The organism is Amycolatopsis keratiniphila subsp. keratiniphila (assembly GCF_001620365.2).
GTDB lineage: Bacteria > Actinomycetota > Actinomycetes > Mycobacteriales > Pseudonocardiaceae > Amycolatopsis > Amycolatopsis keratiniphila.
The window spans coordinates 102707-117227 of record NZ_LQMT02000007.1 but is presented as its reverse complement, the minus strand read 5'-3'; the positions used below and the strand labels follow the sequence as shown (position 1 = coordinate 117227).

The 14521-nt window shown below is 69.2% G+C and carries 12 protein-coding genes; 5 read left to right on the top strand and 7 right to left on the bottom strand.

The features are described from left to right. Positions 1-31: 31 nt before the first annotated feature. Entirely contained in the window at positions 32-1009 is a 978-nt protein-coding gene (locus tag AVR91_RS04900) for a GlxA family transcriptional regulator (RefSeq protein WP_063270813.1), read from the bottom strand. Between the two features lie 105 nt (positions 1010-1114). Between AVR91_RS04900 and AVR91_RS04895 the strand changes: the two genes are divergently transcribed. After that, positions 1115-1681: a hypothetical protein gene (locus AVR91_RS04895; protein ID WP_063270812.1), complete on the top strand. Its 567-nt coding sequence runs from the start codon at positions 1115-1117 to the stop codon at positions 1679-1681. A gap of 1 nt (position 1682) precedes the next feature. On the opposite strand, the gene AVR91_RS04890 is transcribed toward AVR91_RS04895, so the two are convergent. Further along, complete coding sequence (locus tag AVR91_RS04890) at positions 1683-2498, bottom strand: helix-turn-helix transcriptional regulator (protein WP_063270811.1); 816 nt, start codon at positions 2496-2498, stop codon at positions 1683-1685. A gap of 107 nt (positions 2499-2605) precedes the next feature. Here AVR91_RS04890 and AVR91_RS04885 point away from each other — a divergent pair, with 107 nt between their 5' ends. Continuing rightward, positions 2606-4231: an AMP-binding protein gene (locus AVR91_RS04885; protein ID WP_063270810.1), complete on the top strand. Its 1626-nt coding sequence runs from the start codon at positions 2606-2608 to the stop codon at positions 4229-4231. A gap of 94 nt (positions 4232-4325) precedes the next feature. On the opposite strand, the gene AVR91_RS04880 is transcribed toward AVR91_RS04885, so the two are convergent. Beyond that, on the bottom strand, positions 4326-6395 hold the full coding sequence (locus AVR91_RS04880; protein WP_063270809.1) for an AMP-binding protein: 2070 nt from the start codon (positions 6393-6395) through the stop codon (positions 4326-4328). A 256-nt stretch (positions 6396-6651) separates the two neighbouring features. Here AVR91_RS04880 and AVR91_RS04875 point away from each other — a divergent pair, with 256 nt between their 5' ends. Next, the gene (locus tag AVR91_RS04875; protein ID WP_211282630.1) at positions 6652-7377 is read left to right on the top strand and encodes a flavin reductase family protein; all 726 of its coding nucleotides are present in this window, start codon (positions 6652-6654) and stop codon (positions 7375-7377) included. Here AVR91_RS04875 and AVR91_RS04870 read toward each other — a convergent pair. Continuing rightward, a complete protein-coding gene (locus AVR91_RS04870; protein WP_063270808.1) occupies positions 7308-9860 on the bottom strand; it encodes a P-loop NTPase fold protein in 2553 nt (850 codons plus the stop codon). The two genes, AVR91_RS04875 and AVR91_RS04870, sit on opposite strands and share 70 nt — an antisense overlap. Before the next feature lie 107 nt (positions 9861-9967). Between AVR91_RS04870 and AVR91_RS04865 the strand changes: the two genes are divergently transcribed. Further along, positions 9968-11209, top strand: coding sequence for an MFS transporter (locus tag AVR91_RS04865; RefSeq protein ID WP_063270807.1), 1242 nt, complete (start codon positions 9968-9970; stop codon positions 11207-11209). Here the strand turns inward: AVR91_RS04865 and folE are convergent. Beyond that, on the bottom strand, positions 11199-11795 hold the full coding sequence (gene folE, locus AVR91_RS04860) for a GTP cyclohydrolase I FolE (protein WP_063270806.1): 597 nt from the start codon (positions 11793-11795) through the stop codon (positions 11199-11201). The two genes, AVR91_RS04865 and folE, sit on opposite strands and share 11 nt — an antisense overlap. A gap of 136 nt (positions 11796-11931) precedes the next feature. On the opposite strand from folE, the gene AVR91_RS04855 reads away from it, so the two are divergent. Next, positions 11932-12648, top strand: coding sequence for a helix-turn-helix transcriptional regulator (locus tag AVR91_RS04855; protein WP_083737383.1), 717 nt, complete (start codon positions 11932-11934; stop codon positions 12646-12648). Between the two features lie 5 nt (positions 12649-12653). On the opposite strand, the gene AVR91_RS04850 is transcribed toward AVR91_RS04855, so the two are convergent. Together AVR91_RS04850 and AVR91_RS04845 are read right to left on the bottom strand one after the other, a co-directional pair. Further along, on the bottom strand, positions 12654-13106 hold the full coding sequence (locus tag AVR91_RS04850; protein WP_063270805.1) for a carboxymuconolactone decarboxylase family protein: 453 nt from the start codon (positions 13104-13106) through the stop codon (positions 12654-12656). A gap of 37 nt (positions 13107-13143) precedes the next feature. Then, on the bottom strand, positions 13144-14520 hold the full coding sequence (locus tag AVR91_RS04845) for a cytochrome P450 (protein ID WP_083737381.1): 1377 nt from the start codon (positions 14518-14520) through the stop codon (positions 13144-13146). Between the last annotated feature and the right edge of the window lies 1 nt (position 14521).

The following is a 14521-nucleotide window of genomic DNA, read 5'->3' as shown; positions in this document are numbered from 1 at the left end:
TGAGTGGTGTTTTCGCCAACCGGCGGCAGTTTTAAGACAGGATGGGTTCCGGTACGCCCAGCCTGGTCCCGAACGTCTCCCGATACGACACCGGCGTCACCCCGACCTGACGGCGGAAATGCGGCCGGAGCGCCGCGGACGAGGAGAACCCGCAGTATCTGGCGATCTCGTCGACCGGGAGATCGGTGGATTCGAGCAGTTGCTGCGCGCGGATGACGCGCTGATGGGTGAGCCACGTGCCGGGTGCGGCGCCGGTGATCTCGCGGAACCGGCGGTCGTAGTTACGCCTGCTCATATGCGCCCGCCTGGCGAGTTCGTCGACCGGGAGCGCCGTGTCCAGCCTGGTCAGCGCCCAGGCCATCGTCTCCGACACCGGGTCGCCCTCGTCGAGTTCCGGCATCGGCGATTCGATGTACTGCGCCTGTCCGCCGGGCCGGTGCGGAGGGACGACCATGCCCTTCGCCAGCCGGTTCGCCACCTCCGCGCCGCACCAGGAGCGGATCAGATGCAGGCCGAGGTCCATCCCCGCCGCGCCACCGCCCGCGGTGAGGATGTCGCCGTCGTCGATGTAGAGCACCGATTCGTCGAGGCGGACGGCGGGGAACCGGGCCGCGAGCAGCGGCGCCATCGCCCAGTGCGTGGTCGCGGGGCGCCCGTCGAGCAGTCCGGCGGCGGCCAGCACGAAGGCTCCGCTGCACAGTCCGGCCACCCGGGCACCACGGTCGTGCGCCGCGCGGAGAGCCGCCAGCGCCGCTTCCGGCGGATCCTCCATCGGCGACCGCCAGTTGGGGACCAGTACCAGATCCGCGTCGCGGACCGCGTCGAGGTCTTCGGGGACCGGGACGGTCAGGCCGCCGCCCCGCAACGCGGTGCCCGGTTCGCCGCCGACGACCTTGAGGTCGAGGTCGGGCAGCTCCCCGAAGGCCGAAGCCATCTCGAACACGCCGAACGCGAAGGACATCGCGCCGAGCGACGCCCCGTTGAAGACCACCACGGCCAGTCGTCTCATGGGTCGATTCTAGGGAGACCCGACCTGCGACGGAGCCGGTTTTCGACTGTCCGAAGGGGACGGTAGATTCCTCGCGCACCAGCCGGCCGGGGGAAGGAACCGTCGATGTCGTATCCGCAGGGACCGCAAGGGCCGCAGTGGCATCCGCAGCAGCAGTATCCCCAGCAGCAGTACCCGCCGCAGGGTTATCCGCAGCAGGGGTACCCGCCGCCGAAGAAGGGCAACGGCCTGCTGATCGGCTTGATCGCCGGTGGTGGCGCGCTCGTGGTGGTCGTCTTCGTGATCCTCGCGTTCGTCGCGCCCGGATTCCTGCTGAGCGACAGCAAGTCTTCGAGCTCGGCCGAGGCGACGCAGACCCCGTTGCAGCTCAACTGGGGCCCGGTGCTGGCAGGCAAATTCATCCTCGCGGTGTTCGGTGACGAGCCCGACAAGGCCGCCGAGTCGGCCTGTGCGGACGCCAAGGACAAGGTCCGTCAGGCCGCGAAGGAGTACGGCGACCGAAACGCGTCGCTCAGCGCGAAGGATCCGCGTGCGGCGAGCCCGGACCTGATCGTGGTGACGATGACCGGGACCCTGGACCGGACCGAGCCCCACAGCGGGACGATGGAGGTCCGGCGAGAGGCGGGCGACAAGTACTGCATTTCCTCGGTCTCGCCCGTTCCCGCGGGTTGAGTCAGGGGAGCAGCCCCGCCCGGCGCGCGTGCGTGACGGCCTGCAACCGCGAGGTCGCGTCGAGTTTGCGCATCGCGTCCCGCAGGTAGCTCTTGACCGTTTCCGCGGTCAGGCCCAGCCGGTGCGCGATCTCGGCGTTCGTCAGCCCGAGCGCGACGAGCGAGACGGTGTCCAGCTCCCGCGGCGCGAGGCGCAGTGCCGGGGAAACCGCGCCGGTGAGGTTGTCGCACACCGCGTCGAGGCGGTCACGGAGAACGCCGTCGCCGATCTGGGCGGAGAGCGCCCGTAATTCCGCGTAGACCTCGCGAAGACGCTCACGCGGCGCGGCCTCCTCGCGGTGTTCGGCCAGAGGCTGTGCCTCGGCCAGCCTTTTCTCGATTTCGTCCTCGACGGCCAGCGTCTGTTCGAGGTCGCGCGCGGCGTGCAGGGCGGCGGTGATCGTCCGGTCGGAAAGGGTCGCCTCGTCCCGCAGGCCGCCGTAGAGCACGGCGCGGACGCGACGGCGCACGACCACCGGGATGGCGACCACCGAGTGGATCCCCTCGTCGCGGACCGGCTCGTCGTAGTCGTGACTGATCGTGGTGGCGCGGTGGTAGTCGTTGGCGACCACCGGCCGGGTCAGCGCGAGCGCCTTGCCGCCGAGGCCGCAGCCCGCGCGGACGGACAGGCCGTTCAGTGCGGTGCCCCGGTTGCCGAGGAACGCGGTCAGCCGCATCCGCGGCGAGGTGCCGGCGATCCCGGCGAATCCGACCGGCAGGCCGGTGTCCCGGCGCAGGTCCGAGACCGCGCCGAGCAGCTGGGCGTCGTCGACCGGCATCGGCTCACCCTCCTCGGTGATCCCCCTCGATCGGGGGTGGTGGGCAGGTCGGGCCCGCCCGCACGATTTCCGGAACTGTACGCCTTCGCCACGTCCCGGGAGAAACGATGACCGAAGCTCACGTCCGGCGGTTGCTCGAGGTCTACGACGACGAGCGGGCCGGTGCGGCGACGCTGTTGTGCGACCGGCATCCGGCGGAGGCGGTCGCGTTCACCGTGGTCGACGCGGATCTGACCAGTGTGGACCTCACCTACGGCGAACTGCGTGAACGGTCGGAGCGGTTCGCCGGGGCACTGCTCGAACTCGGGGTCGGACCAGGGGACCGGGTGGCGACGCTGATGGGCAAGTCGGCGGAGCTGGTGGTGGCGCTGCTAGCGATCTGGCGGCTGGGCGCGGTGCACGTCCCGCTGTTCACCGCGTTCGCCCCGCCCGCCATCGCGCTGCGCATCACCGGCAACGGCACCAAGGTCGTCATCGCCGACGCCGGTCAGCGTTCGAAGCTGACGCCGTCCGCCGATCTGCCCGCCGACCCGTCGCGGCGGATCGTGGTGGTCGGTGACGGCGAGGACGGCGACCTCTCGTTCCGCGAGATGCCGGCCGGCGCCGCGCCGCTGTCCGGAGCCGCGGAGACCGGTGGGGCAGGGGTCCTGGTCGAGCTGTTCACCTCCGGGACCACGGGTACGCCCAAAGCCGTCCCGATCCCCCTCCGTGCGCTCGCGGGTTTCCAGGCGTACCAAGACTTCGCGCTCGACGTCCGCGCCGACGACGTGTTCTGGAACGCCGCCGACCCGGGCTGGGCCTACGGTCTGTACTACGCGATCATGACCCCGATGGCGACCGGCAGGCGGAGCCTGTTGCTGCACGCGGGTTTCTCGGCCGAGCTGACCTGGGCGGTGCTGGAGAAGTACGGCGTCACCAACTTCGCCGCCGCGCCCACGGTGTACCGCGCGCTCCGGAACTCGGCCGCCCCGGTGCCGGACGGCCTGAGGCTGCGGCACTGTTCGTCGGCGGGCGAACCGCTGACCCCGGACGTCCTGGAGTGGGCGGAGTCGAAGCTCGGTGTCGGCGTTTACGACCACTATGGACAGACGGAACTGGGCATGGTGGTCGGCAACGCGTGGCATCCGGACCTCCGCTCGGAGGTCAAGCCCGGTTCGATGGGACGCGTCCTGCCGGGTTTCGCCGTCGAGGTCCTTCGCGAAGACGCCGACGTAGTGGCCGAGCCGGGTGAACGCGGACGCGTCGCCGTGGACCTCTCGGCGAGCCCGCTGGTGTGGTTCCGCGGCTACCGCGACGCCCCCGAGCGCACCGCCGCGCGATTCAGCCCCGACGGCCGCTGGTACTACACCGGCGACGTGGCCGCCAAGGACGCCTCCGGCTACCTCACCTTCGCGTCGCGGGATGACGACGTCATCCTGATGGCCGGCTACCGCATCGGCCCGTTCGACGTGGAAAGCGTTCTGCAGCAGCATTCCGCGGTGGCCGAATGCGCCGTGATCGGGGTCCCGGACGAGCTGCGCGGCGAGGTGGTCGTGGCGTACGTGGTGGCGCGCGACGGCGTTTCCGCCGATGCCGCACTGGTTTCCGAACTGCAGCAGTTGGTGAAGACCCGGTTCGCCGCGCACGCCTACCCGCGTGAGGTGCGTTTCGTGCCGGAGCTGCCCAAGACACCCAGCGGGAAGATCCAGCGATTCCTCCTGCGGAAGCGGCACTCGAACCCGGAACTCGCGTGATCGGAGGCGTAACTCGCGTGATTGGAGGCGGAACACCGTCTTCCGGCCCCAATCACGCGTGATCCGCCTTCAAACACGCGAGTTGCGGGTCGGCTCACTGATCGATCGGCCAGGTTTCGTCCCGTAGCAACCGTTTGAGCACCTTTCCGGTCGCGTTCCGGGGCAGCTCCTCGACGAAGTACACGTCTCGTGGGACCGCGAAGCGGGCCAGCCGGTGGTGGATGTAGGCGCGGACGTCGTCCGCGCTCATGCGCGCGCCGCGTTTCGGGACGATGTACGCCGCGAACCGTTGCCCGAACTCGCGGTCCGGAACGCCGATCACGGCGGCTTCGTGGACGCCGGGCAGGGCGACGATGGCCTCCTCGACCGGGCGCGGGGACACGTTCTCCCCACCGGAGACGATCATCTCGTCCGCCCGGCCGGTGACGAAGAGGCGGCCGGCGGCGTCCTGGTAGCCGACGTCGCCGGTGGCCATCAGGTTCTCCGCCCGGGGCACGCTGGCGCCGTCGGTGTAGCCCTCGAACAGCATGTCGTTGCCGACGAAGATCTGTCCCTCCCAGCCCGGCGGGACACGGTTGTGGTCGTCGTCGAGGATGGCGACCCGGGTGCCCGGCGGGCAGCGGCCCGCGGTGGTCGGCGCGGCGCGCAGGTCCTCGGGCGTGGCGATGCTGGCCCACGAAACCTCTGTGGAGCCGTAGAAGTTGTAAAGCACGTCGCCGAAGGTGTCCATGAACTCGGTGACGATCGTGCCCGGCAGCGCGGATCCGCTGCTGGCGACGATCCTCAGCGAAGAGAGGTCGTAGCGGCTGCGGATCCGTTCCGGCAGGTCGAGGATGCGCTGCAACATGATGGGCACGGCGAACAGCACGCCGCACCGATGTTCGGCGATGGTCCGCAGGATCTCTTCGGCGTCGAACCGGCGGATCAGCGACAGCGACGCCCGCACGGCCATCCCGATCTGCATCCCGGCGAGCCCCCAGCTGTGGAACAGCGGGGCGGCCACGACGAATCGGTCTCCGGAATGGAGCGGAATGCGGTCGAGCATGGCGGCCGACGTCGACAGTCCCTTCGGCGTCGGACGGCGTGCGCCTTTCGGGGTTCCCGTGGTACCCGAGGTGAGGACGACGAGCCTGCCGATCCGGTCCACCGGTTTGAGTTTGGTGGCGGGCACCCCGGCGATGAGCTGATCGATCGTCGGGTAGCCGTTCTCGGTCTCCGGCCAGGTGGACAGCCGCAGGAAATCGCCGGGAATGTCGGCGATGATCCGCGAGAACTCGTCGTCGGCGAGCACCGCGACCGGTTTGTGCAGCCCGATCACGTCCGCGACCGCGCCGGCGGACAGACCGGTGTTGAGCAGGATCGCGTCCACCCCGAGTTTGCTGCACGCGATCAGCGACTCGACCATCGCCGCGTGATTGCGGCACAGCAAGGCGATCCGGTCGCGGGCGCGCACGCCGCGGGCCGCCAGCGCGTTCGCGAGCTGATTGCTGCGATCGGCCGCCTGCTTGAACGTCCGGACGTTGCGTTCGTCGCGCAATGCGACTTCTTCGGGGACGCGGGCGGCGTTGGCCGAGTACCCGCCGGCGACGGTGGCGCCCCACTGCGAAAGCGAGGTGAGCTGCCGCGCGATCTTGTCCGGTCGCGCGGCGGCGAGCACCCCGGCCTTGATCAGCGTGCTCGCCGTGTGCAGCGTGGTGGCCTTGGTATGCGCCGGTTCGTCCTGGGGTGACGCCGCCCGGCCCGACAGGTGGAGATCGATCCGCCGGGCCGCGGCGCGGACGGTGCGTTTGAAGGACGCGGCGGAAACGAGAGCGGAGTGCGGCGCGGGAAGCATCAATTGCGCGAGGAGTTCCGTGCCGCCACCGGGAGCCTGCCGCAGCTCGACCGAAACCCAGATGCCGTCGTTCTCGACGCCGCACCACACGACGTGTTCGCCCGGCCGCCAGACGCGGGCCTCGATGTCGCCGACGACGAGCGTTCCCGGCCGCGGTTCCAGCCGGACAAGGCATTTCGGGCCGCGCCCGCGTTCGGCGGGACGCTGGATCTCGCACCAGCTGATCTCCGCGACGAACCTCGAATAGGACTCGGGATCGCCGAGCACTTCCCAAACCTGGCCGGGGGAATGCCCGAGAATCGAGCTCGCCTGGACCACATCGTCTCGCATGCGATTCGCCTCACCACGCGCGTTCGGGTGTTGACCGGGCCGCTGCCGGCGCCTCCTTCGTCGTTCAAGTTCGGCGAACCTACCAGCAATCGGCCGAACGCAATACTCCGAACGACCGCGGGTTCGCGTCCGCCCAAGGGAACCGTCTCGGAAGAGGGTAAGTGCTCGGACGGTGCTGTGCCGTCCGCCGACGGTGTTGATCGCGACGTCCGATTCTCGCCAGCCTCCGGTGCGTGAGGCGGCGAAGCTGACGAACGTGACAGTTTCCACGACGGCGGCCGAGGCCGCGCACACCCGTATCGAGCCCGGAATCCTCTACTTCGGCACCCCGGTGGTGCTCCTTTCGACGGCCGACCAGGCGGGCACCGCGAACCTGGCCCCGATGTCGTCGGCGTTCTGGCTCGGCTGGCGGGGCATGCTCGGGCTGGGCGCGAAATCCAAGACCGCGCAGAATCTCATGCGCAATCGTGAATGTGTTCTGAATCTCCCTTCCGACGCGCTGGCGGCCGCCGTCGACCGGCTGGCGCTGACCACCGGAGCCGATCCGGTCCCGTCCCGCAAGTACGAACGCGGCTACCGGCACGAACCGGACAAGTTCGCCCGCGCCGGGCTCACCCCGGTCGGCTCGGAGACGGTCCGGCCGCCCCGCGTCGCGGAATGCCCGGTGACGATGGAGGCCGTCGTCGAGGCCGTGCACCCCCTCGCCGAGGACGATCCGAAACAACGCGGCGGCGTGCTCGTGTTCGAGGTGCGGGTCCAGCGCGTCCACGTCCACGACGACGTGCGGATGCCGGGCACCGAGGACCGCATCGATCCCGACCGCTGGCGTCCGCTGATCATGAGCTTCCAGAAGCTTTACGGCCTCGGCCCGCAGGTCCATCCGTCGACACTGGCGAAGATCCCGGAGCGGCTCTACCGCGGGCCCGACATCGAGCGTTCGCGGGCGAACGAGAACCGGTTCACCAACGGCAGCCAGCGCTGATAGGAGCCGGCCAGGAGCGGCCACGAGCCGCCGGACAGGCCGCGTTCGAGCTTCGGCCGCAGTTCGTGGTCGTTCATCGACGACACGACCTCGAGGGCGCTGTCGCCGGGATCCGTCCCGTCGAGGTTGGTGAACCATCGGACGGCGTCCGGATGCCCGACGTGGACCGCGAGCAGCACCAGCACCGCGCGGAACGGTGCCTCGCGGTCGCCGTCGGCGAGGAATCCGGCCAGTTCCTCTCCGGAAAAGCGCGCTCGTAGCAGGCGATACAGGTTCAGGAGCCGCTTCGCGGCCCGCGGCGACCGGATGAACGGGGCCAGCGTCGGCAGGAAGTCCAGCTCGGCCGAAGAGATCACCAGACGAGGAGGGCGGACGTCTATTGTGGACTGTTCGGACGACGGTGCCGGTTCTTCCGAGGGAGGAGGCGGAGCGACCGTCGCCGGAGGGCGGTCGCCGGTGGCCAGACCCGTTCCGGCGGGTGCGGGCGCCGGGGTGGAGTCCGGGACCTCGGTTTCGGCGAGCCCGCGCACGAGCCCCGCGAACCCTGGATCGTCCATGGGGGACAACGTGAACGGCACCTGGAAGATCTTTTCGAGGTAGTTCTCGGCGAAGGTTTCCGGGTTGTCGCCGAGCATCTGCTCGTAATGCTGCTCGACGGCCTTCTTGAGCCATCGGGAGTCGACCCCCACCACGACGACGAACACCGGCAAGGCCAGCAGGAGGTGGATGGCTTCGAGGACCTGGACGACGACCTTGGGCGGGCAGCGATCGAGGTCGTCGATGTAGAGCACGGTCCGCTCGATCTTGCCGGAACCGTGCGGCACCTCGGCGAGCATCGTCGCGAAGGTTTCGAGATCCTTGCGCAGCAAGGAAACCACGCCCAGGTGCTCGACGTAGTCCGAGACCCGGGACTCGGCGAACGACACGAGGTCCAGCCCTGGCGCGAGTTCGGCGACCGCCTTCTCGAGCCGGTCGGATTCCGCGTCCAGTTCGGCGAGGCGCCGCTCGGTCTCTTCGTCCTCTTCGGACGGACCGCCGAGTTTGCCCAACGCCTGGTGGATCCGTTCCGCACTGGCGCGCATCCGCAGGACGACGGTCAGCACGGAACTCACCACCGTGAGCCCGCCGAGCACGCCGGACACCTGCGACCGGCCGACGAGCAACGTGACGACCAGTACCGTCACCAGCCCGCCGATCAGGACCAGCAGCGGGACGGGGTCCTGCCGGAGCCGTCGCCAGAATTCGGCGACGTCCGAACGCAGCCCGCCGGTTTCCTGTGCCAGCCGTTCGAGGTCTTCGGCGGTCGGCCGGTCGACACCGATCCTGGAGGCGATCCACGCCTTGTCCGCGTCGGTGAGGCTGTCGAAGACCGCGCGGACGTACTCGCGCGGTTTCCGTCGCCTCCGGCTCGCTTGTTTCTGCTGGGCCGTCAGGGTTCTGCGTTCGAGCCGGACCGCGCTGAGCCTGCCGAGCAGGGTCTTCTCGGTCTTGCGGCGCTCCGCGAGCAGGTCGGCCTGGCGCTGAAGGTCGTTCTCGGCGCCGCTCGCGGCGAGGTTGTCGAAGATATGCGTGGCGAGGCTGGCGAGAAGGTTCGCTTCGCTGTAGTGCCAGGCGTTGAAGCTGATCTGACGGACACTCGAACAGTAGGAGGAGACGGACTTCCCGTGCGCGCCCGCCTCGGTTTCGGCCGCCCGCGCGGAATCGGCGAGTTCGCGGACGCGCAGTTGCATCTGCCGCATGAAGAAGCTCTTGCCCGAACCCCAGCTGCCGAACAGGCCGATCGACAGGGGAGGGGTGATCATCCGGGAGACCACCAGATCGGCGAGCATGCGCACGTCGGTGCCGATGCCGAGGCGGTCGACACCGTCGTCGGTATCGGGCCGGTAATCGGCGACGTGGGCGGCGAACGGGTCCGGATCGGCGTGTTCGGCACCGGCGGAATTCGAGGCTACGGCGATCTCGTCGATCGTGAGGATGGGGCCCGCCCCTGGGAACATTTGTTCGGCGAGCATGCGTTCCCGCGAGGAGAGGACTCCATTGACCCGGACAACGGTGGGCCGGAGGGAATCGATCGCCGCGCGCAGGCCGGAGTGGTCATACTGGCTTTCACCGACGAGACCGAGAAGCCGCCGCTGGGGATCCTTCTTCAGCCATGCGCCGATCGCGGCTGAATCGTTGAGCAGGGTCTGAGGCAGATTTCGATCGAGCCAGAGCACGGCCGGGCCGTTGTGCGCATCCGCGGTGAGCTGGTGGATCTCGGGCTCCACCAGCAGTTCTGCTCCGGCGTGTGTCGCGGTCAAAGCTTCCAAGGCCGACCGCCGTGCGCCCGAGTAGACCTCGTAGACGACGAGAGTGAACGGTGTGGCCGAGAGCGCCTCGATGAGCTGCCGGTCGATGTCCCTGGGCAGATACCGTCCCGGTTTCGTGCCCGGCGACTTGTTGATCAGCAGGATCGCCGGATCGACGTCGCGCACCAGTACCATCCGTGGTCCCCTCCCAAGGCCGAACGGAAGGGCAGTCTAGAGGGCGATTACTCAGCTGTGGGTGAAACTCCGCATCCGCTCGGTCACCGGTCGCTACGTTCGATCTCATGACTGGGGAGCGGTTGGACGGCAGATACGTGAAGCTCTGGGCGGCCAGTACGACGTCCGCGCTGGGCAGTGGCCTCGCCACGGTGGCGGCGCCGCTGCTGATCGCTTCCCGCACCGACGAACCGCTCGTGGTCTCGGGCGGATTCGCGGTGGCGTGGTTGCCTTGGCTGCTCTTCGCGCTGCCGGGCGGGGTGCTGGTCGACAGGGTGGACCGGCGGAAGCTGATGATCATCCTGGATTGGATCCGCGTACCCGCCGTCGCGTTGCTGGCCGTCGCGATCACGGCGGGGGACGTCGGCATCGCCCTGCTGTACTCGGTCCTCTTCGTGATCAACGCGAGTGAGGTCGTGTTCCGGACGGCGAGCGGGGCGATGCTGCCCGCCATCGTTCCGAAGTCGTTGCTGGAGCGGGCGAACGGGCGGCTGTACGCGGGAACGACGCTGGCCCACGGCATGCTTTCCGGTCCGCTGAGCGGATTCCTGTTCGGCGTCGCGGCGAGCATCCCGTTCTACGTCAACGCCGGCACATACGCGGTCAGCGCCCTGCTGCTCGGCCTCATCGCCGGTGCGTATCGATCGCGGCCCGGCGACTATCCTGTCGTGCGTCGTTCGATGCGGTCGGAGGTGGCCGAGGGATTCCGGTGGCTGGCCGGTCAGCGTCTGCTGCGGACCATGGTCGGGCTGATCGGCATGCTGAACCTGACACTCGTCGCGGCCACGTCGGTGCTGGTGTTGCTGGCGAAGGAGCGGCTCCAGCTGGGTGCCGTCGGATACGGCCTGCTCTTCACCTGCATGGCGGTGGGCGGCCTGCTCGGCTCGGTCACCGGAGACCGGCTGATCGCGTGGTGCACACCGACCTGGACGTTGCGGATCGGGCTGCTGATCGAGGCCGCGACGCATCTGGTGCTGGCGACGAGCACGAACGCGCCGGTCGTCGGGGTGACGTTGTTCCTGTTCGGGGTGCACGGCGCGTTGTGGGGCATCGTCGCCAGCTCCCTTCGGCAACGGCTCACCCCGCCCGACATGCTCGGCCGGGTCGGAAGCACCAGCCTGTTCATCATCGCGGGCGGCAATTGCGTCGGCGCGTTGCTCGGCGGGGCGGTGGCGTCGAAGTTCGGGCTGACGACGCCGTACTGGGCCGGTTTCGTGGTGGCGGTGCTCGTTTCCGCGCTCACTTGGCGGGTGTTCGACCGTGAAGTCGTCTCCGCGGCCTACGCGGAAGAGCCCGCTGTCAGCCGTTGATACCGGTGAGAGCGAAGAACTCCTGCCGGGAGCGGGCGTCTTCGCGGAGCGTGCCGAGCAGGGTGGAGGTGACGGTGCTCGACCCGACGGCCTGGACGCCGCGCAGCGTCATGCACGAGTGCTCCGCCTCGATCACCACGCCGACGCCACGGGGTTCGAGCTGCTCTTCGAGCCAGTCCGCGACCTGCTTCGTCAGGCGCTCCTGAACCTGCGGACGGCACGCGAAATGCTCGACGATCCTCGCCAGCTTGGACAGGCCGAGGATCCGGTCGCCGGGCAGGTAACCCACGTGCGCGACGCCGACGAACGGCAGCAAGTGGTGCTCGCAGACGGACCGGACCGGGATTCCCCTGGCGAGGACGAGTTCGTCGTAGCCCTCGTCGTTGGGAAAGGTCGTGAGGTCGAACGGCCGAGGGGTGAACAGCTCGGCGTACGCGCGCGCCATCCGGCCCGGGGTGCCGCGGAGGCTCTCAGAATCCAGCGGGATGCCCAGCGCGGTGAGGAGATCGGCGGCCGCGGCCTCGGCGGCCACCAAGTCCGGCCCCGGCCCGGGTTCATGCACGACGCGCAAGGCGGGAGTGGACATTGGGCCTCCTAGGCTGGACGTGATCCCCAGTGGTTATTTAACCAAGACTTTTGGGTGTTTTGCCACCCGCGGGCTCATCTTACATGGTAGATCCGTGATCCAAGGTGTTCCGTCGGTTGAGATAGGCGATATCGTGGTGTACGTGACAGTGCCCGATCCGGACGGCCTCGACGTCCCCGCCATCGCCGCGGTGGCGGCTCTCGACGACGACCTTCGCCGGGGTATGTACGCCTACGCGCGGCGCGCGCGGCGCCCGGTCACCCGGGACGAGGCGGCGGCCGCGGTGGGGATCTCCCGCAAGCTCGCCGCCTTCCATCTCGACAAACTCGTGGACGCCGGCCTGCTCAGATTCGGGTTCGCGGCGGGCCCGGTGGTGAAGGTGGGGCGCAGGCCGAAGGTCTACGAACCCGTCGACGACACCATTCAGGTGCAGCTTCCCGCGCGACGGCACGAAGTCCTCGCGGGGATCCTCGCCGAGGCCGTGCTCGCCGAAGAGAGCGGCGAGACGGCGAGGGAAGCGGTGCGCCGGGTCGCGGGGGAGCGCGGCTTCGCGGCGGGCGAGGAGGAACGCGCGCGGACGCGGCCCGGCAGGCTCGGTCCCGAACGCGCGCTCACCGTGGCCGAAGGGATGCTTCGCCGCTACGGTTTCGAGCCGAGCCGGGACAGCAGGACCTGCGTCCGGCTGCGGAATTGCCCGTTCCACCCGCTGGCCGCGAAGGCCCCGGACCTGGTCTGCGGGATCAACCAGGCCTTCTTGGCCGGTTTCCTGAACGGCGTCCGCGCCGGGAACGTGGAAGCGGCCCTCGTTCCCGGCGTGGCCGAGTGCTGTGTGGAGCTGCGGCAGGCCGAATAGCCCGGTCAGGCGGCGCCGGCGATCTGCCGGGTGGCGACGTTGAGCCGGTTCCAGGTGTTTATGGCGGCGATGGAGAGGACCAGGCTCGAGAGCTGCTTTTCGTCGTAGTGACGAGCGGCCTCGTCCCAGACCGCGTCGTCGACCGGGTCGGCCCGGTCCGCGATGCGGGTGAGGGCCTCGGTCAGCGCGAGTGCCGCGCGTTCGGCGTCGGTGTAGTAGGCCGTGTCACGCCACGCGGCCACGGTGAAGATCCGCTCGTCGGACTCGCCCGCCTTGCGCATCTCCTTGGTGTGCATCTCCAGACAGCCGCTGCATCCGTTGATCTGGCTCGCGCGGACGTGCATGAGGTAGTGCGTGGTCTTCGGGACACCGGTGTCGCCGGTCGACTCCGCCAACGCGATCAGGGCCTTCAGTGTGGCGGGATTCGACAGGGCGGGGTTCGGGATTCGGGTTTCCATACCGTGCTGACGGATCCCGAAGCGGAGATGTGACCGCTCAGGCGGGCACCGACGCGCGATCGCGGAGCGAGACCTTCAGTTTGAAACCTTCCGGCTTGAGAGTGAGCAGCTCCTGCACCTTCAGCCGATAGGACGGGTCGCTCCGCAGGTCGTACCGGCTCAGCAGCATGCCGAGCACCAGCGTCGCCTCGTGCAGGGCGAACTGCCGTCCGATGCAGGCGCGCTCGCCGGTTCCGAAGGGTTTGTAGACGTGTGCCGGACGGGCACGGTTGCGTTCCGGGGAGAAGCGATCCGGGTCGAAGGACTCGGGGTCGTCGCCCCAGACGGGATCGCGGTGCAGCGCCGGGATGAGGACCAGGGCCCACTGCCCCTTCCGCATCGGGTACTCGCCGCCGACGACGGTGTCCACCTGGGCTTGGCGGGCGAACGCGGGCGCCGTCGGCCAGAGCCGGAGTGCTTCGTCGAGCACCCGCCGGACGTAGCGGAGCTTGGCGACCTCCTCGTAGGACGGATCCGGGTTCTCGCCCCAGACCTTGTCCACTTCGGACCGTGCGCGGGCAAGGACGTCCGGATTGCGGGCGAGGTAGTACAGGGCGAACGACAGCGCGCCCGACGTGGTTTCGTGGCCCGCCACCAGGAAGGTGATGATCTGGTGCCGGATGTTGTCCTCGTCCAGCGCCGCGCCGGTGCTCGGCTGCGTGGTGTTCAGCATGAGCCCGAGCAGGTCTTCGGTACTCGGATCGTTCCGGCGTGCCTCGATGACGTCGGCGACGACGGAGTGCAGGAACGCGAGGTCTGCTTCGTTGCGCTGGTTGGCTTTCCGGCTCAAGAGCGGGCCGATGACCGGCGGCTGGATCGCCGTCCGCTGCGCGTGCCGCAGCGTGCGGACCATCGCGGCGACGAACGGATGCGGTTCGGCGCGTTCGAACGACGAGAAGCTGTAGCCGAAGCCCGTCCGGCCGATGGTCTCCAGCGTCAGCTTGGTCATGTCGTCCGCGACGTCGACCTCGCCGCCCCTATCCCACGTCGCCAGCAGTTCGCGGGTGATCGCCAGCATCGTGGGGTGGTAGCGCTGCATGGCGTTGCGGCTGAAGGCGGGCGCGAGGATCTCGTGCGCGCGCCGCCAGTTCGCCTCTTCGTTGTGCGCGGTGAACAGCCCGTCGCCGCCGAGCGGCCGGAGATTCGCGATCGCGGGGGTGACGTGCTTCGCGAACCGCTTCTCGTCGGAGAGGTCGGCGACGATCCCGGCGCCGTGGACGAACACGATGCTGCGGCCGAACACCTTGCGCTCGAAGACGGGGCCCAGCTCGGCCGCGTGCCGCATCGAATCCTGGACCGGCGTCTTCGGCGAGACGCCGAGCACGTCGCCGATCAGCGGAATCCGTCGCGGGGGATGGGGGAGAGCGGTGGCCATC